The 22,086-nt window shown below is 73.8% G+C and carries 17 protein-coding genes; 6 read left to right on the forward strand and 11 right to left on the reverse strand.

Annotated features, from left to right (window positions below; genetic code table 11):
* Positions 1 to 7: 7 nt before the first annotated feature.
* Entirely contained in the window at positions 8 to 1,351 is a 1,344-nt protein-coding gene (glnA, locus tag EV383_RS19445) for a type I glutamate--ammonia ligase (RefSeq protein WP_130291229.1), read from the reverse strand.
* 96 nt (positions 1,352 to 1,447) lie between these two features.
* Positions 1,448 to 3,061 (reverse strand): alpha/beta hydrolase, encoded by a 1,614-nt coding sequence (locus EV383_RS19450; protein WP_130291230.1) that lies wholly within the window; start codon positions 3,059 to 3,061, stop codon positions 1,448 to 1,450.
* A gap of 199 nt (positions 3,062 to 3,260) precedes the next feature.
* Between EV383_RS19450 and panB the strand changes: the two genes are divergently transcribed.
* Complete coding sequence (gene panB / locus EV383_RS19455) at positions 3,261 to 4,130, forward strand: 3-methyl-2-oxobutanoate hydroxymethyltransferase (RefSeq protein ID WP_130291231.1); 870 nt, start codon at positions 3,261 to 3,263, stop codon at positions 4,128 to 4,130.
* A 49-nt stretch (positions 4,131 to 4,179) separates the two neighbouring features.
* Here the strand turns inward: panB and EV383_RS19460 are convergent, their stop codons facing one another.
* Complete coding sequence (locus tag EV383_RS19460; RefSeq protein ID WP_130291232.1) at positions 4,180 to 5,301, reverse strand: glutamate-cysteine ligase family protein; 1,122 nt, start codon at positions 5,299 to 5,301, stop codon at positions 4,180 to 4,182.
* Between the two features lie 162 nt (positions 5,302 to 5,463).
* Here EV383_RS19460 and EV383_RS31275 point away from each other — a divergent pair, with 162 nt between their 5' ends.
* Together EV383_RS31275 and EV383_RS19465 are read left to right on the forward strand one after the other, a co-directional pair.
* Positions 5,464 to 5,640, forward strand: a complete 177-nt coding sequence (locus EV383_RS31275; RefSeq protein ID WP_165438405.1) for a hypothetical protein — start codon at positions 5,464 to 5,466, stop codon at positions 5,638 to 5,640.
* 6 nt (positions 5,641 to 5,646) lie between these two features.
* On the forward strand, positions 5,647 to 6,393 hold the full coding sequence (locus EV383_RS19465) for a hypothetical protein (protein ID WP_207223585.1): 747 nt from the start codon (positions 5,647 to 5,649) through the stop codon (positions 6,391 to 6,393).
* 7 nt (positions 6,394 to 6,400) lie between these two features.
* Here the strand turns inward: EV383_RS19465 and EV383_RS19470 are convergent, their stop codons facing one another.
* From EV383_RS19470 to EV383_RS19480, 3 genes are all read right to left on the reverse strand, one after another.
* Positions 6,401 to 7,132, reverse strand: a complete 732-nt coding sequence (locus EV383_RS19470; protein ID WP_130291233.1) for a maleylpyruvate isomerase family mycothiol-dependent enzyme — start codon at positions 7,130 to 7,132, stop codon at positions 6,401 to 6,403.
* Positions 7,133 to 7,176: 44 nt separating this feature from the next.
* On the reverse strand, positions 7,177 to 8,001 hold the full coding sequence (locus EV383_RS19475) for a fumarylacetoacetate hydrolase family protein (protein ID WP_130291234.1): 825 nt from the start codon (positions 7,999 to 8,001) through the stop codon (positions 7,177 to 7,179).
* Positions 8,002 to 8,211: 210 nt separating this feature from the next.
* Complete coding sequence (locus tag EV383_RS19480; RefSeq protein ID WP_130291235.1) at positions 8,212 to 10,584, reverse strand: xanthine dehydrogenase family protein molybdopterin-binding subunit; 2,373 nt, start codon at positions 10,582 to 10,584, stop codon at positions 8,212 to 8,214.
* A 115-nt stretch (positions 10,585 to 10,699) separates the two neighbouring features.
* Between EV383_RS19480 and EV383_RS19485 the strand changes: the two genes are divergently transcribed.
* Positions 10,700 to 12,349, forward strand: coding sequence for a fumarate hydratase (locus EV383_RS19485; protein WP_130291236.1), 1,650 nt, complete (start codon positions 10,700 to 10,702; stop codon positions 12,347 to 12,349).
* A gap of 180 nt (positions 12,350 to 12,529) precedes the next feature.
* On the opposite strand, the gene EV383_RS19490 is transcribed toward EV383_RS19485, so the two are convergent.
* The 3 genes from EV383_RS19490 to EV383_RS19500 form a co-directional block, all read right to left on the reverse strand.
* Positions 12,530 to 15,232: a bifunctional acetate--CoA ligase family protein/GNAT family N-acetyltransferase gene (locus EV383_RS19490; protein WP_130294751.1), complete on the reverse strand. Its 2,703-nt coding sequence runs from the start codon at positions 15,230 to 15,232 to the stop codon at positions 12,530 to 12,532.
* A gap of 65 nt (positions 15,233 to 15,297) precedes the next feature.
* Positions 15,298 to 16,470: an acetoin utilization protein AcuC gene (locus tag EV383_RS19495; RefSeq protein WP_130291237.1), complete on the reverse strand. Its 1,173-nt coding sequence runs from the start codon at positions 16,468 to 16,470 to the stop codon at positions 15,298 to 15,300.
* 47 nt (positions 16,471 to 16,517) lie between these two features.
* Positions 16,518 to 17,384: a sulfurtransferase gene (locus tag EV383_RS19500; RefSeq protein ID WP_278044877.1), complete on the reverse strand. Its 867-nt coding sequence runs from the start codon at positions 17,382 to 17,384 to the stop codon at positions 16,518 to 16,520.
* Between the two features lie 219 nt (positions 17,385 to 17,603).
* Here EV383_RS19500 and EV383_RS19505 point away from each other — a divergent pair, with 219 nt between their 5' ends.
* Together EV383_RS19505 and galE are read left to right on the forward strand one after the other, a co-directional pair.
* Positions 17,604 to 18,323: an iron-dependent transcriptional repressor DtxR gene (locus EV383_RS19505; RefSeq protein ID WP_130291239.1), complete on the forward strand. Its 720-nt coding sequence runs from the start codon at positions 17,604 to 17,606 to the stop codon at positions 18,321 to 18,323.
* A gap of 9 nt (positions 18,324 to 18,332) precedes the next feature.
* Positions 18,333 to 19,289, forward strand: coding sequence for a UDP-glucose 4-epimerase GalE (gene galE, locus EV383_RS19510; protein ID WP_130291240.1), 957 nt, complete (start codon positions 18,333 to 18,335; stop codon positions 19,287 to 19,289).
* A 23-nt stretch (positions 19,290 to 19,312) separates the two neighbouring features.
* Here galE and EV383_RS19515 read toward each other — a convergent pair whose 3' ends face one another.
* Positions 19,313 to 20,593: a DUF4192 domain-containing protein gene (locus EV383_RS19515; RefSeq protein WP_130291241.1), complete on the reverse strand. Its 1,281-nt coding sequence runs from the start codon at positions 20,591 to 20,593 to the stop codon at positions 19,313 to 19,315.
* Between the two features lie 208 nt (positions 20,594 to 20,801).
* On the reverse strand, positions 20,802 to 22,046 hold the full coding sequence (locus EV383_RS19520) for an FAD-binding domain-containing protein (RefSeq protein ID WP_130291242.1): 1,245 nt from the start codon (positions 22,044 to 22,046) through the stop codon (positions 20,802 to 20,804).
* Positions 22,047 to 22,086 lie beyond the last annotated feature (40 nt).

Consider the following 22,086-nt stretch of genomic DNA (forward strand, 5'->3'; position numbering starts at 1 on the left):
GTGCCTCCTACAGGACCGGCAGGTAGGTCGACAGCTCGTGCGGGGTGACGTTGCGGCGGTAGGCGTCCCACTCCGCGCGCTTGTTGCGCAGGAAGAAGTCGAACACGTGCTCGCCGAGCACCTCGGCGACCAGCTCGGAACGCTCCATCACGTCGAGGGCCTCGGTGAGGTTCTGCGGCAGCAGCTCGTAGCCCATGGCCTTGCGCTCGGTGTCGGTCAGGGCCCACACGTCGTCCTCGGTGGCGGGCCCGAGCTCGTAGCCCTTCTGGATCCCGGTCAGGCCGGCGCCGAGGATCAACGCGTAGGCCAGGTAGGGGTTGCAGGCACTGTCGAGCGTGCGCACCTCGATGCGGCGGCTGGAGGACTTGCCGGGCGAGTACATCGGCACCCGGACCAGCGCGGAGCGGTTCGCGTGGCCCCACGAGACCGCGGTCGGGGCCTCCCCGCCGACGACGAGGCGCTTGTAGGAGTTCACCCACTGGTTGGTGACGGCGGCGATCTCGCGGGCGTGCTTGAGCACCCCGGCCACGAACGCCTTGCCGGTGGCCGAGAGCTCGTAGGGGTCGTCCGGGTCGTGGAAGGCGTTGTTGTCGCCCTCGAACAGCGAGAAGTGCGTGTGCATGGCCGAGCCAGGGTGCTGCGTGAACGGCTTGGGCATGAACGACGCCCGCACCCCCTGGGTCAGCGCGACCTCCTTGACGACGTAGCGGAACGTCATCAGGTTGTCGGCCATGGTCAGAGCGTCGGCGTAGCGGAGGTCGATCTCCTGCTGGCCCGGCCCGCCCTCGTGGTGGGAGAACTCGACCGAGATGCCCATCGACTCGAGCGTCTCGATGGTGTTGCGCCGGAAGTGCGGGGCGACGTCGTGGCTGGCCTGGTCGAAGTAGCCGCCGGAGTCGGCCGGGATGGGCGGGGTGCCGTCGTCGGGCAGGCCGCGCAGCAGGTAGAACTCGATCTCCGGGTGCACGTAGCAGGTGAACCCGGCCTCGCCGGCCTTGTTCAGGGCGCGGGTCAGCACGTGCCGCGGGTCGGCCCAGGACGGCGATCCGTCGGGCATCGCGATGTCGCAGAACATCCGCGCCGAGTAGTGCTCACCGGCCGCGGTCTCCCACGGCAGCACCTGGAACGTCGACGGGTCGGGGCGGGCGACCATGTCCGACTCGTAGACCCGGGCGAAGCCCTCGATCGCCGATCCGTCGAAGCCGATCCCCTCGGCGAAGGCCCCCTCCAGCTCGGCCGGGGCGACCGCCACCGACTTGAGGAACCCGAGCACGTCGGTGAACCACAGACGGACGAAGCGGATGTCGCGTTCCTCGAGCGTGCGGAGCACGAACTCCTGCTGGCGATCCATGGCGGCGACCCTACGAACCTCGCGTTACAGGGATGTTTCCTGGCTGGTCGGGACGGCCCGGACGTGTGTCACACGCCGGGGACCGTCCCACCGCGTTCAGGCCGGGTCGAGCGTGCACTCCGCACCGGCGCCGGGGGTCTTCAGGTCGACCAGGTAGGCCACGACCTGGTCGTCGAGGCAGGCGTTGCCCCGCAACGACGCCGTGTGCTGCTCGCCGTTGACCTTGATCAGGCTGCCCTTGAGCTGCGCCGCCAGGTCCACACCGGCCTGGTACGGCGTCGCCGGGTCACCGGTCACCGACACGACGACCACCGGGGGCAGGCCCTGCACGTTCGGCGTGTGCGGCTCGCTGGTCGGCGGGACGGGCCAGAACGCGCACGCGTCCTTCGCCGCGACCACGCCGCGCCCGGTGGCGCGGAACGGGGCGGCCTCATTGGCCTTCTCGTTGAGCTCGCGCACCTCGGCCGGATCGGTGACCGGCTTCTGGTTCACGCACGAGATCGACTGGAACGCCTCGAGCATGTTCGTGTAGCGGCCCTGCTCGTCGCGCTCGTAGTAGGAGTCGGCCAGGATCTGCAGGATCCGGCCCTGCCCGTTCGCGACCTCGGAGATGCCGCGGCTCAGGACCGGCCAGTACTCGGAGACGTAGAGCGCCTGCGTCACACCGGTGATGGCGTCGTCGAAGCTCAGGTCACGGCCGTCACCGACCGGGACCGGGTTGTCGATCAGCCGCTGGGCGATGGTGTTGAACGCCCGGGTCGCCTGCGCGGGGTCGGTGCCCAGCGGGCACGGGGACTGCTGCTGGTTCTGGGTGGCGCACCACTTCGCGTAGTTCTCGAACGCGAGCTGGAAGCCGGCGGCCTGCTTGACCGAGGAGTCGACGGTCGTCTGCGTCGGGTCGATCGCGCCGTCCAGCACGAGCGCCCGGACGTTCTGCGGGAACGCCTCGGCGTAGGCGGTGCCCAGCTCGGTGCCGTAGGAGTAGCCGACGTAGTTCATCTTCTGGTCCCCGACGGCGGCGCGCAGGACGTCCATGTCCTTCGACGCGTCCCGGGTCCCCATGTTGGCCAGCACGTCGGTGCCGACCCGCTGGGCGCAGCGGTCGGCGTAGGCCTTCGAGTCCGCCTCGGCGGCGGCGACACCGGCCGGCGAGGGGTCGGTGAAGACCTTCGCGCGCTCCTGGTCGTTCTCCCGGTCGTTCAGGCAGTCGATCTTCGGGAGGCTGGCGCCGGTGCCCCGCGGGTCGAAGCCGATCAGGTCGAAGCGCTGACCCAGGGTCGGCGCCAGCGACGCCGACGCGTTGGCCAGGTAGCTGGTGCCGGACGCGCCGGGGCCGCCCGGGTCGAAGAACAGCGACCCGATCTTCGGCCCGCCGCTCGCCTTCTGCCGCAGCAGGGCGACCTGCGCCTTCTCCCCGTCCGGCTTCGCGTAGTCCAGCGGGACCTCGACCCGGGTGCAGTCGAACTTCGGGTCGGCGAACGCCGCGGTGTCGGCGGAGCTCCCCGCGAAGCCGGAGCACGGCCCCCAGGAGAGCTGCTGGTCGTAGAACGCGGCCAGCTCCGGCGGGGTCGGCGCGGGAGCGCCCTCGGACTCGGTGCTGGTGTCGGCGCACGCGCCGAGCAACGCGACCGACGCGACCACGGCGGCGAGAATCGCCGTGGTCCGTGCGGGGCGTCCGGAGGAACGGCGGCAGCGCGCGCGGACGAACATGATCCGAGCATGCCAGTCACCTCCGACACTCTCCGATCCGGCGGGGGCGTCGGACCCGTGCCCGGCCCGGGTCCCGTCCGGGTGAGCGTCCCCACAACCGCGTTCCGCGGTCGGCGCGCGCTGTCACGCTGGCGTCCATCACCACCCGGCGATCCCGGGGACCCGCGACATCGCGGGCCTCGAGGAAAGGACGGATTCGATGACGAGTTCGCACACCCCCGACAGTTCCTCCACCACGGTCGAGCAGGCCCCGTACCGCGGCCCGTCGGTCCCGAAGCGCACCCGCGTGCACCATCTCCTGGAGTGGAAGCGCGAGGGCCGTCGCTGGCCGATGCTCACCGCCTACGACGTCTACTCCGCCGAGATCTTCGACGACGCCGGGATCCCGGTGCTCCTCGTCGGCGACTCGGCCGGCAACAACGTCTTCGGCCACGACAACACCATCCCGGTCACCGTCGACGAGCTGCTGCCGCTGACCCGCGCCGTCGTCCGCGGCGCGACGAACGCCCTGGTGGTGGCCGACCTGCCGTACGGGAGCTACCAGATCTCCCCCGCCCAGGCCCTGGAGACGGCGTTCCGGTTCATGAAGGAGGGCGGCGCGCACGCGGTGAAGCTCGAGGGCGGCGCCCGGTTCGCGCCGCAGGTCGAGGCCCTGGCCGGGTCCGGCGTGCCGGTGATGGCGCACCTGGGCTTCACCCCGCAGAGCGAGCACGCCCTGGGCGGGTTCCGGATCCAGGGCCGCGGCGACGGCGCGGACCGGCTCGTCGCCGACGCGCTGGCGCTGCAGGAGGCGGGCGCGTTCGGGGTCGTGCTGGAGATGGTCCCGTCCGACGTCGCGAAGCGGGTCACCGCCGAGCTCACGATCCCCACGATCGGGATCGGTGCCGGGACCGACTGCGACGCCCAGGTCCTGGTCTGGTCGGACATGGCCGGGATGAACCGCGGCAAGGTGCCCCGATTCGTCAAGCGCTACGCCGACGTCGGAGGGGTCCTGCACGACGCCGCGGCCGCCTTCGCCGCCGACGTCCGCGACGGCGAGTACCCCGGCCCGGAGCACTCCTACCACTAGGCCGCTCGCGGGGTCTCCGTGTCGCCGCCCGGCACGGAGGCCCGCGGGGTCAGCGGATGGCCGGCGTCCGTGCGGGCAGACCGGCCACGGGCCCGCCGCGGCGGCGCCGGGCCAGCAGGTCCTGCGCGGGGCACTCCCGGCGTTCGATACGTCCGCGCAGGCTCCGCAGCCGGTCGAGGTGCTCCGGCTCGCCGCGCAGGGCGTCCGCCGCCGCGTCCAGGGCGGCGCACGCCCCCGCCCGGATGCCCGCGTCGTGCAGGCCGTCCACGGCGGCGCGGCGGTGCAGCGCGGCGTCCGGCGTCGTCCGGCGTCCGGGCAGCGTGGTGTCGCGCAGCAGGCCGGTGAGCAGGCTCAGCAGCTCGGCGTAGAGGGCCGGGTCCGGGCAGGCGTCGAACGCCTTGAACTCGATCCGCCCCACCTCGGCCGGGATCCCCGCGTGCCGGGTCAGGGACGGGTCGCTGACCTGCAGCGGATCGGACGGGTCGAGGTAGACCAGCACGGCCGGCCGGGGCCCGGTGCGGACGGCGGTGCGGGCGGACAGCCCGCCCCACGCGCCGCCGTCGCGGAACGGGGAGGAGAACGACAGCGGGACCAGGTAGGGGCTCAGGTGGGTCAGCTTGGCGCCGGCGTCGGCCATCGTCGCGGGGTCGGACGGGGAGTCCGGGAACGACAGGTTCAGGTCCGGCCCGTAGGTGACCATGTGCAGGTGGGCGGTGCGCTCCTCCGGCGACCCGGCCTGCGCGGCGAGCTCGAACGCGTTCGCCGGCGGCTCGAGCCGGTAGGCCGATCGCAGCGGGTTGAACCCGATCGCCAGCGGGTGCAGGCCGTGCCGGGCGGCGACCCCGGTCAGTGACGACAGGTCCCGCTCCAGCGCCCCGGTCACCGCGTCGACGTCGTCGTGGATCCGGGTCCGGATCTCGATGCCCTTGGGGTCGAACCGGACCAGCCGGCCGTCGTCGTCGAAGCGCTCGAAGCCCTCGGCGTACCAGCGCTTGCGCCGGATCCCGGCGTCGCCGATCCGCAGGTCACGGCGGTCGGCCGGATCCTCGGGCAGCTCGTCGACGATCGCCGCGACCTCGGAGTACCGCAGCGAGGTGAAGTCGGCGAGCGTGCCGTCGTCGCGCAGCAACGCCACCTCGTGCTCGATCCCGTAGCGCGCGGCGCCCCGCATGCCCACCCCCTGTCGTCGCACTCCCGGTACCGGGCCCTGCACAGTCGGTGAGCCTAACCTCAGACAACACGGTCCCGACACCACCCGTTCCGCTCTGGACAAGGTCGGTTCCGGGGGTCAGCCTTGTGGTTCGGGACACGTCAGGCCGGCACGGGAGACGTCATGAGACTGGGTCGCAAGCTCGCCGAGGGATTCGCCGTGGACCACGAGGCCGACCGGGCCTGGACCGGGCGGCACGAGCCGGAGGCCGAACCGGCCACGCCGCTCGCCGACGTCCCGGAGGTCCTCGCCACCGAACTCCCCGTCCCCGCACGTTCGGGACCGCGCGCCGCGGACTGACGCGCCGTGCGACCGCTGTTCGCCCGCACCCCGCGGGAACAGCCCGCGGAGCCCCTGACCGGCTGGAAGCTCGCCTACCCGATGCTGTCGGTGGACGGCGGGACGGCCGGGTTCAGCGGGGTCACGCTCGGGCGTGCGCACGTCTACCGCTGGGTCGACGACGCCGTCTGCGCCCACGGCTGCCGGCACGAGTGCCCGTCGCGCTGGTGCGACTGCGGTTTCTACTGCTTCAGCGACCCCGCGGCCGCCCGCGAGCTGGCGTGCGCGCCCGAGCACCAGGGCGCGGTCCTGCTCGAGGTCGTGGTCTCCGGGCGCTACCGGCGCTACGAGCTGGGACTGCGCTACTCCCGTCAGCGGGTCCGGACGGTGCGGTTGCGCCGGTGTGCCTGCGGTGGCGCGGTGAGCGCCCTGGCCGATACCGGGTCCGGGTCGACGGGCTGGCGGCGGCTGGACCCGGTGTGCGGCTCGTGCGCCGGGAACCGTCCGGTGCTGGACCCGTCGGAGTTCGCCCGGCTCGCCGGCGGTGTCGAGCTCGGTGCCGACGAGGTGCCGGCCGGTCCGGTGGCCCCGCTCATGGCGCTGGGGACCGGTCACCCGCCCGCGTGGCGGTCCGGGAGCGCCGGTGACCCGACCACGTCCGAGGCCGGGGTGGTCGCGGTGCTCTCCGCCGAGGTCGCCCTGTTGCAGGCCCGCCTGGACGAGATGCAGGAGCGGATCGACGTCCTGGAAGCCGGCCGCGACGACGACGCCTGAGGTCTCGCTACAACCAGCTCGGCAACGGGCCCGGACGTGCGCCGTCCGAGGTCCGCAGCGCCTTGCCCTTCGACCGGCCGAGCAGCCAGGCGGCGAGCTCGTGGCCGCGTCCGCGGACCGTGCCGAGGTCGCGCGCGGGCCCGTCCGGGCCGTCCGGGCCGGGGCCGACGTGCACCGAGCGCCCGCTGTCGGAGTCCTCCAGGGTCATCTCCGGGCAGCCGGGCAGCGTGCCCAGCCGGGCGCCGACGTCGTCGATGAGCACGGCCAGCATGGGGACCGGCATGTCCTCGAACGACGCGCCGACGTCGAGGTCGACGGCGTGGATCCAGACCTCGCGGGCGCGCCCCCAGATCACCCCGTAGACCGGCAGCTCGGTCCCCTGGGGGCCGCGCACCAGCGCCTTCCACTTGTCCTTGGGCATCGCCCGCACCGCGTCGGCGAGACGGTCCGAGGAGGCGATGACGTCGGCGCGGATCTCGTCCGGGGTGCGGTGCGACCCCGCCTCGATGTCGGCGTCGCGCTGTTCGCGGCTGACGTAGGCGGGCGTCTCGGTGCCCGTCTTCGCCCACTTCAGCAGGTTGACCATCGCGTCGGCGTTGCGGGCGATGTGGGTCAGCACGTGCGCCCGCGTCCAGCCCGGGAGCAGCGACGGCCGGGTGAACGCCTCCTCCCCCATGCGCGTCATCAGCCCGCGCAGGTGCGCCGCTCCGTCGCCGGCCCAGTCCAGCGAGTCCTCCATGGACGGCGGCGTGGCGGTGCCTGTCGGGTTCGGGCCCGTCGGGCTCACGGCGCCTTCCGGCAGGTGTTGCGGCACTCGCCGACCCCGGCGATCGAGGTGACGAGCTCGACCCCGTCGGTCAGGTAGCGCGGGGGCGTACGGGCGTGCCCGACGCCGCCCGGGGTCCCGGTCGCGATGACGTCGCCCGGGTTCAGGGTGACGATCGCGGACAGGTACTCGATCAGCTCGACGGCGCCGAACACCAGCTGGTCGGTGGTCGAGTCCTGCATGACCTCGCCGTCGATGCTGCTGGAGATCGCCCAGCCGCCCTCGGGCAGCTCGTCCGGGGTCACCAGCACCGGGCCCAGCGGCGTGGAGTGCTCGAACGTCTTGCCCTGCAGGAACTGCTTGGTGCGGTTCTGGAAGTCGCGCACGCTCACGTCGTTGAGGACCGTGTAGCCGGCGATGGCGGCGCGGGCGGTCTCGGCGTCGGCGTGCCGGACGGGGCGGCCGATCACGACGACCAGCTCGGCCTCGTAGTCGACCTTGTCCGAGATCGCGGGCAGCTCGATGTCGTCGTGCGCGCCGACCAGCGCGGGCGCGAACTTGGCGAACACGGTCGGGTAGGCGGGCAGCTCGTTGCCCATCTCCAGCACGTGGTCGCGGTAGTTCAGCCCGACGCAGATGATCTTCTCCGGCGCGGGGACGAGCGGGGCGTAGTCGAGCCCGCCGACGGCGTGCACCGGCCCGGCCGCCGCAGCGGCGTGCGCGGCCCAGTCCGGGCGCTCGAGCAGCGCGCGGACGTCGGCGTCGCCGGTCTCCACGGCCGTGTCGTCGTCCACCCGCACGGCCCGGTTCCCGGCTGCGGTGCGGATCGTGGCCAGCTTCATCGCGTGTACTCCGTACTCACGCCGGAGAGTCTGCGCCACCGCGCCGACGAAAACAGCCCCGGGGGGCACGGATCTCGGATCGGATTTCCGCGACCGGACCGGGCCGATCACCCACCGGCGGAAACGCACACCGGACGACCACCCGTGGGGCTTACGTGTCGCGGTACGACACGGGAGCCCCACGGGTGCGGCCGCACGTTGCGGGGTGGCTCAGATGGCGCCGGTCTCGTCCGCGTCGGCCGATCCCCCGCCACGGACCGGCAGGTCGTCGAAGACGTTCGGCGGCTCGCTCCAGATCTCCTGCCGGCCACCGGAGCGCACGGCCTCGATCGCCCGCCACACCCGCTGCGGGCTGCACGGCAGGTCGACGTGGCGCACACCGAGCCCGGACAGGGCGTCGACGACGGCGTTCTGCACGGCCGGGGTGGACCCGATCGTCGCGGACTCGCCGATGCCCTTGGCCCCGAGCGAGTTCATGTGCGTCGGGGTCTCGGTGTTCGAGGCCTCGAACGGGAACAGGTCCGCCGCGGTCGGGATCCGGTAGTCGGCCAGGCTCGCCGTCGTCGGCTGGCCCTCCTCATCGAAGAGGACCTCCTCGAACAACGCCTGCGCGATGCCCTGGGCGAGACCACCGTGCTGCTGGCCCTCGACGAGCAGCGGGTTCACGATCCGGCCGCAGTCGTCGACCGCGATGTGGCGCAGCGGGGTGACCCGCCCGGTCTCGGTGTCGACCTCGACGACCGAGACGTGCGCACCGAACGGGAATGTGGCCCCGGCCTGCTTCGAGTCGAGCGCGGCGGCCAGGGTCTCCCCCGCGGCGGACGCGTGCTCGGCGAGCTGCGACCACGTCACCGTCGCCGACGTCGGCACGCCGGCGACGCCGAACTCGCCGGAGTCGTTCAGCGTGACATCGGCTTCCGCGGCCTCCAGGATCGTCGCCGCGCGCTTGCGGGCCTGCTCCAGGACGTCCTCGGCGGCCTCGGCGACCGCGGTGCCGCCCATCTGCAGCGACCGGGACCCGCCGGTCCCGCCGCCGCGCGGCACCGTCTTCGTGTCGGACTGCAGGTAGGTGATCTTGTCCATCGGTATGCCGAGGCGGTCCGAGACGAGCATCGCGAACGACGTCGCGTGCCCCTGCCCGTGCGCCGACGTGCCGGCCGAGACGGTCGCGGTGCCGTCGCCGTTGACCGTCACCGAGCCGTACTCGCTGCCGCCGCCACCGGCGGTGACCTCGACGTAGGCGCAGATGCCGATTCCCAGCTGTACCGGGTCGTCGTCCTTGCGCCGGCGGGCCTGCTCCTCGCGCAGCTCGTCGTACCCGGCCACCCGCAGCGCCTCGCGCAACGGCAGGTCGTAGTCGCCGACGTCGTAGGCGGCGCCGACCGGGGTGGTCAGCGGGAACGACGACGGGTCCAGGAAGTTCTTGCGGCGCAGCTGCGCCGGGTCCATGTCCAGCTCGAGGGCGGCGATGTCGACCAGCCGCTCCAGGTGCGCCGCCGCCTCCGGGCGCCCGGCCCCGCGGAACGCCCCCATCGGCGTGGTGTTGGTCAGCGCCGAGGCGGCGTCGTAGCGGACGTCCGGGATGTCGTAGACGCCCGGCGCCATCAGGTAGGTCATGTGCAGCGGAAGCGCACCGCCGAACCCCGCGTAGGCCCCCGAGTCGCCGACGACGCGGGCCCGCAGCCCGGTCATCTTCCCCTCGCGGGTCAGCGCCAGCTCGTAGTAGGCGACCTGGCCGCGGCCGTGCGGCATCGAGACCAGGTTCTCGGTCCGGGTCTCGACCCAGGACAGCGGGCGGCCCAGCGCGCGGGCGGCACCGATCACGGCGGTGTGCTCGGCCAGCATCCCGGCCTTGGCGCCGAAACCGCCGCCGACGTGCGGGGCGATCACGCGGACGTCGTCGGACTCGAGGCCGAACACCCCGCACAGCTGGTTGCGGAACCCGTGCGGCATCTGCGTGGACACGTGCACGACGAGCTCGTAGGCCTCGTCGGTCGGGTCCGCGACGATCGCGTTGCCCTCCAGCGGCAGCGCGGCGACCCGCTGGTTCACCATCCGGGCGCGCACGACGACGTCGGCGCCGGCGAGCGGGTCCGGCTCCGGGGAGCGCAGCCCGGCCGCGACGTTGCTGCCCGAGTCCGGGAACTGCAGCTCGGCACCCGCGGCCAGCGCGGCCTCCGGGTCGGTGACCGCGGGCAGCGGGTCGTAGTCGACCTCGACGAGCTCGGTGGCGTCGACGGCGGCGGCCTTCGACTCGGCGACGACCATCGCCACCGCCTCGCCGACGAACCGCACGCGGTCGGTGGCCAGCGGCGGGCGCGGCATCGCCTCGTTGAGCACCATCAGACCGTGGTGGGACGGCAGCTCCAGGTCGGCGGCCGTATAGACGGCCAGCACCCCCGGTGCGGCCTTCGCCCCGGCCGTGTCGATGCCGGTGATCACCCCGTGCGCCAGGGGTGAGCGGACGAACGCGACGTGCGCGAGGCCGGTCACCCGCAGGTTGCCGACGTAGGTGGTGGCGCCGGTGATGAGGTCGTGGTCCTCGACGCGTCGGACGGATGTTCCCAGGATCGAGCCAGGCATGAGACCCACGTTAGCGCCCGGCCCCGACACTGTCGCGCGCAAACGGAGGACCCTTCGTTTAGCGGCGGTCGCCAGGTCCGTCGCCGGGCCGGAGGTCCGGGTAGCGTCCCGGGCCATGCCCGAGTTCCACCACACCGACGTGCTCCCGCTCGGGGCCGACGAGACCGAGTACCGCGAGCTCGACCTTCCGGCCGGGGAGACCTTCTCCGCCGGAGGCCGGACCTTCCTCGAGGTCCCGCCCGCGACCGTGACCGGCCTCGTCCGTGCCGCCGTGACCGACATCCAGCACCTGCTTCGGCCGTCGCACCTGGCCCAGCTCCGCTCCATCATCGACGACCCGGAGGCCTCCGGGAACGACCGTTTCGTCGCGACCGACCTGCTGCGCAACGCCTGCGTCTCGGCCGGTGGCGTGCTGCCGATGTGCCAGGACACCGGCACCGCGATCGTCGTCGGGAAGCGGACCGAGACCGTCCTGACCGGCGGGGACGACGAGGCCTCGGTCTCGCGCGGGATCTTCGAGGCCTACCAGGAGCTGAACCTGCGCTACTCGCAGATGGCGCCGACGACGTTCTGGGACGAGAAGAACACCGGCACCAACCTGCCCGCGCAGGTCGAGCTCTACACCAAGCCCGGCCGGGACCCGTACTACGAGTTCCTGGTGCTGGCCAAGGGCGGCGGCTCGGCCAACAAGACGTTCCTCTACCAGGAGACGAAGGCGCTGCTGAACCCCAAGCGCCTCGCCGCGTTCCTCGACGAGAAGCTGCGCAGCCTGGGCACGGCCGCCTGCCCGCCGTACCACCTGGCCGTCGTCGTCGGGGGCATGTCGGCGGAGTACAACCTCAAGGTCGCCAAGCTCGCCTCGGCCCGCTACCTCGACGGGCTGCCCACCGAAGGGTCCCCGCTGGGACACGCGATCCGCGATCCCGACCTGGAACAGCAGGTCCTGGAGCTGACCCGCAACTTCGGCATCGGCGCCCAGTTCGGCGGCAAGTACTTCTGCCACGACGTCCGCGTGATCCGGCTGCCGCGCCACGGCGCCTCGCTGCCGGTGGGCATCGCGGTGTCCTGCTCGGCCGACCGCCAGGCCAAGGCCAAGATCACGCCGGCCGGGGTGTTCCTGGAGCAGCTCGAGCGCGACCCGGCTCGCTATCTGCCCGACACCGAGAACGAGCAGCTCTCCGACGACGTCGTGCGGGTCGACCTGAACCGCCCGATGGACGAGATCCGCGCCCAGCTCTCGTCGCTGCCGGTGAAGACCCGGCTGTCGCTGACCGGGCCGCTGGTCGTGGCGCGCGACATCGCGCACGCGAAGATCGCCGAGCGTCTCGACGCCGGCGAGGAGATGCCGCAGTACCTGCGCGACCACGCGGTCTACTACGCCGGACCGGCCAAGACCCCGGAGGGTTACGCATCCGGATCGTTCGGGCCGACCACAGCCGGGCGGATGGACTCCTACGTGAAGCAGTTCCAGGAGGCCGGCGGATCACTGGTGATGCTGGCCAAGGGCAACCGCTCGAAGCAGGTCGTGGACTCCTGCGCCGCGAACGGCGGGTTCTACCTGGGCTCGATCGGGGGCCCGGCCGCGCGCCTGGCCCAGGACTGCATCCGCAAGGTCGACGTCCTGGAGTACCCAGAGCTGGGGATGGAGGCCGTCTGGAAGATCGAGGTCGAGGACTTCCCGGCGTTCGTCGTCATGGACGACAAGGGCAACGACTTCTTCGCCGACACCTCCGCCCCGACCCTGCAGGTCTCCTTCCGGACCTGACCGCCCCGTTCCCGCGCCACCGGGCTGCACGAGAGGAGCTCTCGTCCCGCCCGGTCGCGCGAGCGGAGCTCTCGTCCAACCCCGTCGCGCGAACGGAGCCCCCGTCCAACCCCGTCGCGCGAGCGGGGCTCTCGTCCGCCTCCGTCGCGGGCCTCGGCCCACGCGGCGACGGTGGTGGGCTCAGCGCAGGCGACGGGGGCCCGCGTCGTCGCGGCTCGGAGGCGGGCCCAGGGTCAGACGGGCACCGGTGACGAACGCGCCCTGCGGCGAGGCCAGGATCGGGTCCAGGGCCAGCGACCGCACCTGTGGGATGTCCTCGGTGAGCTGCCCGACGCGCAGCACCAGGTCCTCCAGCGCGTCCATCCGGACCGGCTCGGTGCCCCGGTACCCGGTGAGCAGCGGCGCCGCCCGCGGGGCCCGGACCAGGCGGGCCGCGTCGTCGGTGGACACCGGCAGCACCCGGTAGGCGTGGTCGTCGAGCAGCTCCGTGGCCAGCCCGGAGAGCCCGAACGACAGCAGAGAGCCGAACGAGGGGTCGTCGACCACCTCGAGCATGCACGACGTGCCCTTGGGCGCCATCGCCTGCACGTAGACCTCGTCCGAGCCGGTGAGCAGGGCCAGCTCCGCGTGCGCGGTGCGGACGGCCTCGGCCGAGCCGAGGTCGAGCCGGACGCCGACGAAGTCGCTGCGGTGCCGCCAGCGCTGCCCGACGGCCTTCAGCACCACCGGGAACCCCAGCTCGCCGGCCGCCTCGACGGCCGCGTCGGCCCCGTGCACGGTGCGGAACGCGGTGACGTCGATGCCGTAGCAGCCCAGCAGCTCGACAGCCTCGTCGTCGGTCAGGGTGTGCTCGCGCTCGCCGCCCAGGGACGTGACCAGGGTGCGGGCCCGTGCGGTGTCGATGCCCTCGGGCACCACGAACTCCCCGACCGGCGTCTCGCGCCACTCGGCGTAGCGGGTGACGCGGCCCAGTGCGGCCGCCGCCCGCTCGGGGCTGGCGTAGCTGGGCACCGAGCCGCGCCCGGGTGACCCGTCCGGCCCCGGGACGGAGAGCTCGTGCGGGATGCCCTCGACGGCCAGGAACACGGCGCTGACCGGGATGCCGGCGCCGTCGGCGACGTCGCGCAGGGCGTGGGCGTAGTCCGCGCCCGGCATCGCGACCGGCGGCACGAACACCGCGATCAGCGCGTCCGGGGCGTCCGGCCCGCGCAGCGCGCCCTCCACCCCGGCCGCGAACTGCTCCGGCGACGCAGCCGTGCCGACGTCCACCGGGTCCCCGGCCAGCTCCAGCCCCTCGTCCAGCAGACCGTCGGTGACCAGCAGGTTCAGCGCCGTCGAGTTGCCGACGACGGCGACGCGACGCCCGGCGGGCAAGGGCTGGTAGGCCAGCAGCAGGGCGGTGTCGAACAGCTGCGGCAGGGTCTCGACCCGGATCACGCCGGACTGCTCGAACAGCGCCTCGACGCTGGCCTCGTCGATCGGCGGGGAGATCGCGGCCAGCGACGGCACCGGCGCCGTGTGCCGGCCGCTCTTGACCGCGACCACCGGCTTCGTCCGGGCCAGACGGCGGGCGACCCGGGCGAACTTGCGCGGGTTGCCGAACGTCTCCAGGTAGAGCAGCACGACGTCGGTGTCCGGGTCGGTCTGCCAGTACTGCAGCAGGTCGTTGCCGGAGACGTCGGCGCGGTTGCCGGCCGAGACGAACGACGACAGGCCCAGCCCGCGGGACCGGGCGCTGGCCAGGATCGCGGTGCCGAGCGCGCCGGACTGGCAGAAGAACCCGGTCCGCCCGTGCCCGGGCAGCTTGGGGGCCAGCGTGGCGTTCAGGCGCACCGCCGGGCTGGGGTTGGCCACCCCGAGCGCGTTCGGCCCGACCACCCGCATGCCGTGCGAGCGGGCCTCGGTGACGAGGCGGCGCTCGGCGACGGTGCCGCCGCCCCCGGCGTCGGCGAACCCGGAGCTGATCACCACCAGCACCTTCACGCCCTTGGCCAGGCAGGAGTCCATGACGTCGTCGATGCCGGCCGCGGGCACCGCGACCACGGCGAGGTCGACCTCGTCCGGGATGTCGATCACCGACGGGTAGGCGCGCACGCCGCGCACCGACCGGGCGTCCGGGTTCACCGGGTAGACCGGGCCCGTGAACCCGGTGGAGAGCAGGTTGGTCAGGACCGCGTGCCCGATCTTCGACTCGTCGGCCGACGCGCCGATCACCGCGACCGAGCCGGGGTGGAGCAGGTTGGCCACGCTGCGGGCCTCGGCCGCCTGCTCGCGGGAGTCGCGGACCGCGATCGAGCGCTCCGTCGGGTCGATGTCGAACTCCAGGTGCAGCACACCCTCGGCGAACGCCCGGGTGACGCCGTACCCGGCCTCCCGGAACACCCGCACCATGGCGTGGTTCTCCACCAGCACCTCGGCCTCGAACCGGCTCAGCCCGTTCTCCCGCGCCGCCGCGGCCAGGTGCTCGAGCAGGATCGAGCCGAGCCCGCGGGCCTGGTGGTCGTCGCGCACCACGAACGCCACCTCGGCCGAGACGACGGGCTCGTCGGGCTTGCCGAGTCCCTCGTAGCGGCCCACCGCGACGATCTCCCCGCCGAGCAGGGCCAGGAACGCGACCCGCTTGCGGTGGTCGACCTCGGTGAACCGCTTCAGGTCCCGCTCCGAGATCCGTGGGTAGGGGCCGAAGTAGCGCAGGTAGCGGGTCCGGTCGGAGAGCTTGGAGTGGAAGACGAGCAGGTCCTCGGCGTCGTCGGCGGTGATCGGGCGCAGGTGCACGATCCCGCCGTCGGAGGCGACGACGTCGGCCTCCCAGTGCCGCGGGTAGGACTCGGGCGTCTTCTCCGGCCGGGTGCCGTCCAGGGCGAGCTTCCCCAGCGGCGGCATGGCCGGGGTCGGGTCGGGGCCGGGAGGGCGGCCGGGGTCGGGAGGTCCGTCGGCGGGCATGGGTGTCAGTCCCGGGGGTCGTCGGGGTCGAGGCCGTGCAGCGGGAACACCGCGCGGCGGGTCTCCAGGATCGTGGGGTCGACGCGGTCGGCGCCGTCACCGCCCCACGGGGTGAACGCCGGGTCGGCGTTGTCGGTCATCGCCACCGGCAGCGGGGCCCGGGTGTGCGTCGCGGCGCGGGCGATCCAGTCCGCGGGCAGCGGGCGGTCCGGGTCGATGTCGCGGTCGAGCACGACGGCGAGCAGGTGCGTCCAGGACCGGGGCACGACGCGGAACAGCGCGTACCCGCCACCGCCGAGCACCAGCCACTTGCCGGCGGCCGTACGCTCGGCCAGGTCGCGCAGGGAGTGGTAGATCGCCCGGTGCCCGTCGACCGAGAGCTCCATGTTGGCCAGCGGGTCCTCGGAGTGGGTGTCGGCCCCGCACTCGGTGACCAGCACCTGGGGCTGGAACTTCTCCAGCAGCGACGGCACGACGCCGTGGAACGCGCGCAGCCAGCCGGCGTCGCCGGTGCCGGGCGGGATCGCGAGATTCACCGCGTACCCCTCGCCGTCGCCGCGGCCGATCTCGCCGGCCCACCCGGTGCCGGGCCACAGCGTCAGCGGGTGCTGGTGCAGCGAGATCGTCATCACCCGCGGGTCGTCGTAGAACGAGGCCTGGACACCGTCGCCGTGGTGGACGTCGACGTCGACGTAGGCGATCCGCTCGTAGCCCTGCTCGAGCAGCCAGGCGATGGCGACCGAGCAGTCGTTGTAGACGCAGAAACCCGCGGCCCGGTCGGGCATCGCGTGGTGCAGCCCGCCGGCCAGGTTGACCGCGCGGTCCGCGCGGCCCTCGTGGATCTCGCGGGCGGCACGCACCGAGCCGCCGGCGATCAGGTTCGCCGCCTCGTGCATCCCGAAGAAGATCGGGTTGTCGGCGGTCCCGAGGCCGTGCCCGACGCCGAACGGCGCCTCCGGGGCAGACCGCACCGCGGTCTGGTAGCCGGGCGTGTGCACCCGGGTCAGCTCGGCCTCGGTGGCGGGCTCCGGGGCGATCAGGTCGACGTCGTCGAGGACGCCGAGCTGACGCGACAGCTCCATCGTCAGGTCGAGCCGGACCGGGTTCAGGGGGTGGTCGTCGGAGAGCTGGTAGGTCAGGAACTCCGGGGTCCACACGACCGACGTGCGCGGATTCATGGGCCGGACCGTAGGCGAGGAAGGCCTCTCCCGGCCATCGTCCCCGCTCACGGCGCGTTCCCCGCGGACGTGGGCCCGTCCGGCTCCGGGCCGGTGGCGGCCGGGCGCGCGGGGTCCGAGCTCCACTCCGACCAGGACCCCGGGTAGAGCGCGGCGGGTGCGTCCGGGGAGGTGACGCCCGCCTCCTCCAGGGCCAGGACCAGCGAACTGGCGGTGACGCCGGACCCGCAGTAGACGCCGACGGCCGTCGGATCCGTCACACCCGCGGACCGGAACCGGTCGGCGAGATCGGACGGGGACAGCCACCGGCCGTCCGCGCCGACGTTGCCGGCGAAGGGCACGTTGCGCGCCCCGGGGATGTGCCCGGCCCGCGGGTCGACCGGTTCGGTCTCGCCGCGGTAGCGGGCCCCGGCGCGGGCGTCGAGCAGCACGCCGCGACGGGCCAGCGCCGCGGCGCCGTCGGCGTCGAGGACCGGCATGGCGCCCGGGCGCACGACGACGTCGCCGGGGACCACGGCGGGTTCGGGGGCCCGATCGGCCTCGGCCACGGCCTCCCCGGCGAGCGGCAGCCCCTCGGCGGTCCAGGCGGCGAACCCGCCGTCGAGCACCCGCACCCGGTCGGCCCGCAGCCCTGACCAGCGCAGCAGCCACCAGGCCCGGGCCGCGGCGGAGCCGTCCGCGTCGTCGTAGGCCACCACGGCGGAGTCATCCCCCACCCCGGCCCGGCGCAAGACCTCCTGCAGCGCCGCCGGGTCCGGCAACGGGTGCCGGCCGCCGCCGCCGGGCCCACCGGTGGTGGCGGCGGGGGAGGCGAGCTGGGCGCCCAGGTCGACGAACACCGCGCCGGGGATGCGCGCCGCAGCGTGGTCGGGCCCGGCGGGAGGGCCCATGAGGCGCCACCGGACGTCGAGCACGACGGGGTGCGGGGCCCCGGACCCGGCGGTGCCGCTGGTGTTCGCGACGGACCCGCTGGTACTCGCGGGGGTTCCGCTGGTGTTCGCGAGGATCCCCAGCTCGCGGGCCAGAAGTACGGGCGTGATCAGATCGGACACAGATCTCATCCTGCCCCGGAAGGTCGCGGCGTGCCCGTGACGTTGCACGTCTAGACTGGGGAACGACCGAAGGGGCCCGAGTTGAACGAGCTCATCGACACCACAGAGATGTATCTGCGGACCATCTACGAACTCGAGGAGGAAGGCGTCGTCCCGCTGCGTGCGCGGATCGCCGAACGCCTCGGGCAGAGCGGACCCACCGTGAGCCAGACGGTGGCCCGAATGGAGCGTGACGGGCTGGTCGTCGTGGCCGGCGACCGGCACCTCGAGCTGACCGAGGACGGGCGCGGGCGCGCCGTCGCGGTGATGCGCAAGCATCGCCTCGCCGAGCGCCTGCTGATCGACGTCATCGGCCTCGAGTGGGAGCTGGTGCACGCCGAGGCGTGCCGCTGGGAGCACGTCATGAGCGAGGACGTGGAGCGCAAGCTCGTCCGGCTGCTCGACAAGCCGACCGTCTCCCCGTACGGCAACCCGATTCCCGGGCTGGAGGACCTCGACCTGGCCGAGAACGAGGTCTCGACCTCGGCGTCGGTGCCGCCCACCCTCGAGGTCGGGCTGCAGCGTCTCGACGAGTTCGCCCGCCGCGGCGGCGGGAAGGTCGAGATCCGGCGGATCGCCGAGCACGTCCAGGTCGACCCCGACCTGATGGGCGAGCTGAAGCTGGCCGGGATCGTCCCCGGTCACTCCGTGGACGTGCAGCCGATCCCGCGCTTCGGCGACGCCGTACCGGTGCACGCGGAGGGCGAACCGGCCTCGGTGGCCCCGCTCGTCGCACACGCGGTGCTGGTCCGGGCGCAGTAGGAGGAGTACGTGAAGCTGCTCGTCACCGGCGGGGCGGGGTACGTCGGGAGCGTCTGCGCCGCGCACCTCGTCGAGACCGGCCACGAGGTCGTGGTGCTCGACGACCTGTCGACCGGGCACCGCGACGCCGTGCCGCCGGGTGCCCGGTTCGTCGAGGGCGAGCTGGGCGCCGCGGCGGGCGACGTACTCGCCGAGGGCTTCGACGGAGTCCTGCACTTCGCCGCGCGCTCGCTGGTCGGCGAGTCGGTGCAGCGCCCGGAGCTGTACTGGCACGGCAACGTCGTCGCCTCGTTCCGGCTGCTGGAGGCGATCCGCGCGCACTCCACCCCGCGGCTGGTCTTCTCCTCCACCGCGGCCACCTACGGCGAGCCGGAGCAGGTCCCGATCCCGGAGACCGCTCCGACCCGCCCCACCAACCCCTACGGGGCCAGCAAGCTCGCGATCGACCACATGATCAGCTCGTACACCGCGGCGCACGCCCTGGCCGCGACGAGCCTGCGCTACTTCAACGTGGCCGGCGCGCACGAGGCGTTCGGCGAGCGGCACGCCGTGGAGACCCACCTGATCCCGCTGGTCCTGCAGGTCGCGCTGGGCACCCGGGAGTCGATCTCGGTGTTCGGCGACGACTGGCCGACCCCGGACGGCACCTGCGTGCGGGACTACATCCACGTCGACGACCTGGCCGACGCGCACCTGCTCGCCCTGCAGTACGCCGTGGCGGGTGAGCACTCGATCTACAACCTCGGCAGCGGGCAGGGCTTCTCGGTGCGTGAGGTCATCGAGGCGTGCCGCGCGGTGACCGGGCACCCGATCCCGGCCGTGACCGCACCCCGTCGCGCCGGCGACCCGGCCGTGCTCGTCGCCGCCGGTGACCGGGCCGCGGAGCGCCTCGGGTGGAAGCCCAGCCGGACCGACCTGGAGCGCATCGTCGGCGACGCCTGGGCGTTCGCCCACAAGCGGGCCTGACGGCGGCACCGACCCGGAGCCCGTCATCGGGGCGGCGCTCCGTAGGCCTGTTCCAGCAGCCTTCGCAGCGGGCCCGGTCCGGTGACCTGGCGCAGCATCAGGTCCACGATCCGGGCCAGCCGGTGTGCTCCGAACGCCTCCAGGGCCCGTTCCACGGCGATCGCGGCCAGGGCACCGTCGCCGCGCAGCAGCGCGCAGACCGCGAACAGCGCGGCCGGTTCGGCGCACTCCGGGGCGGGCATCGACCGGGACAGCGCCGCCCACAGCTGCTCGGCGTGCGGTGCGTCCGGGCCGAGGCAGAGCCGCACGGCGGCGTCGCGGACCGCGGGCACGTCGAACGCCGCGCAGAAGCCCAGCACGGTCCGGTCGTCCACGACCAGCCGGCACCGGGCGGCCTCGTCGATGCAGTGCGCCAGCAGCGCCAGGTGCTCGGCGGTGCGGTCGGGGCCCGGGTCACCGCCCGCCGCGGCCCGGGTACCGGCCCGGTCGAGCTCGGCGGCGCGCAGCCCGGCCCGCCGTCGCAGTGCGGTCTCGCCGTCGGCGGCGAGCACATCGGCCAGTGCGGCCCGGTCCGGCAGCACGACCGATCCGCGCCGGACCGCGGCGGCGGCCGCCGACGTGGCGGCCGGGTCGGGCAGCACCCCGGTGCAGCCGCAGCGCTGCCCCGGCAGGTCGAAGCAGGCCCACCGGTCCCCATGCCCGGTGCCGGCCGCCCACACGAGGACCTGCGGCTCGATCCCCGCCTCGACGAGCATCGTCTGCACGGCGGCGGCCACGTCGCTGCGGTAGGGCCCCGGGGATCCGGCCACACCGGCCTGCACCACGACGACGGCGGCACCGGACGGGTTGTCGGTGGCCAGCGCACCGACGGCATCGGCGCAGACGTGCCCGACGTCGTCCGGTCTCGGGAGGTCGACCCGGACGGTGAGCCCGACCCGCCGCCCGTTCGCCCCGCCGAAGGAGACCAGCAGCAACGAGTCCCGCGGGTGGAACCCGATCAGGACCGGCAGGGACGCGACGAGGTCCCCGGTGCCGCTGACACGCACCACCGCACCGAGGGCCGCCTCGGCGCCGACGAGCTCGGCGAGGTCGGTCGGGCCACGGAGCCCGTCGAGCCGGTCGAGGTCGGCGCGGTCGTCGGGGGTGAGGAGATCGGGCGGTGCCGGGGAATCGGCCGGGGCAGGAAGATCGGGCAGGGCGGGGAGATCGGGCGGGGCAGGGAGATCGGACGGGGCCGGCGGATCGGGCGGCGGGCCGGGCGCGGGGTCGTCGGGAGGTCGGGGGGTGCGCGGATCGGTGGTCATGGCGGTCGATGGTGCGGACCGCCCCCGACGACCGGGCCCCGTTGATCCGGACGGTTGTGCACGGGGGTGCCCGGAACCGGGCCGTGCGGCCGTGTTGTGGACCGACGCCCGGCGACCGGCCCAGCGCGGCACCGGATCGTCGGTGCCCGGTGGCAGACTCCGGGCGGGAGGTTCCGGGCGGGAGGTCCGGGCCCTGGGAATGGACGGCTCAGCGGCCGCTGCGCACCCGTGGCAGACCCTTGCGCCACGCCGAGAACGACGACACCGGCCCGGTGTGCGGGCGGTACAGCCACCGCCACGGGTGCACCTCGGCACACCGGACGTCGGTGTGCAGTCGCCGGAACCCCGGGACCGGGGCGAACGTGACGGCGACCGGCTCCTGCCCCAGCTCGGCCCGGACCACGCCCCGGTGCACGCGCACCTCGCGGCGTGTCGCCAGGTCGGCCAGGGTCTCGGCGAGGAACACCAGCCGCTTGCCGGACAGGTTCAGCCGCCGCAGCAGCGGCTCGTCGAACACGAACACCGCGGGCAGGCCCGGGTGCGCGGCCAGGGCCGGGTCGGCGTCGCCGAGCGACTCCGCGGTGAGCCACACCGCGGACGGGTCGCCGTCGAGCACCGGCTCGGACGGCCCGGCGGTCCGCTCGGGGTCGGGGTCGGTGCGCAGCAGCGGCTCGCGTTCCGGACGCGGGTCGGGCCGCGGGGCGTCGGAGGCGGCGGGCCACTGCTCGATCGGGCAGTCGTGCGACAACGCGCAGGTCCCGCAGATCCCGGGTGCGCGCTTGCGGACCTGCCAGCGGGAGAACCCGTAGGCCTTGCCGGTCCCGGAGCCGATCGTGCCCTGCCAGCCGAGCCGGTTCGCCGCCCGCGACCCGTCGAGCAGGTGGACGAAGAACTCGTCCTCGCCGGCCGTCCACTCGGCGCCGGCGCGCACCGTCCACTGCGACGACATCCACATCCGCGTCTGGTTCACCAGCCAGCCGTCGGTGTGCAGCTCGGTGGTGCACGCCTTGATGCAGGCCATGTCGGAGGGCCACGGCTCGTCCCAGGCCCGGGTCTCGCGGGCCGGGGCGTCGCGCAACGCCGCCGACATCCGGGTCCCGACCCGGGCGTAGAGGTGGCGGGCGTACTCCTGCCAGGCCAGCTCGTCGCGGAACTTCGTCCGGTCCCGCGGCGGCGCGTCCGCCGCCGCGGCCCACGCGGTCGGCAGGTCGATCAGGCCGTACCGGATCCACGGCGACAGCCGGGTCGCGCCGCGGCGCTCGCGCGGTGCGACCTCGTTGCGGCGGGCGGCGTACCCGGTGACGTCCAGCCCGGCCAGGGCGGCGTCGGCCGCGGTCTGACCGCCGCGGAACGCCGGTGAGGGCTCGGGCTCGTCGCGGCAGAGGTCACCCAGGTGCGTGCGCACCCAGTCGCGGGCGGCGTCGGGTCCGGGTTCGGGAGTCGGGAGCAGCACGCGTCGAGTCTGGTGCGCACCACCGCCACCCGCGCGCCGA

Origin of the sequence: Pseudonocardia sediminis (assembly GCF_004217185.1) — a bacterium.
In the GTDB taxonomy this organism is placed as follows: Bacteria; Actinomycetota; Actinomycetes; order Mycobacteriales; family Pseudonocardiaceae; genus Pseudonocardia; species Pseudonocardia sediminis.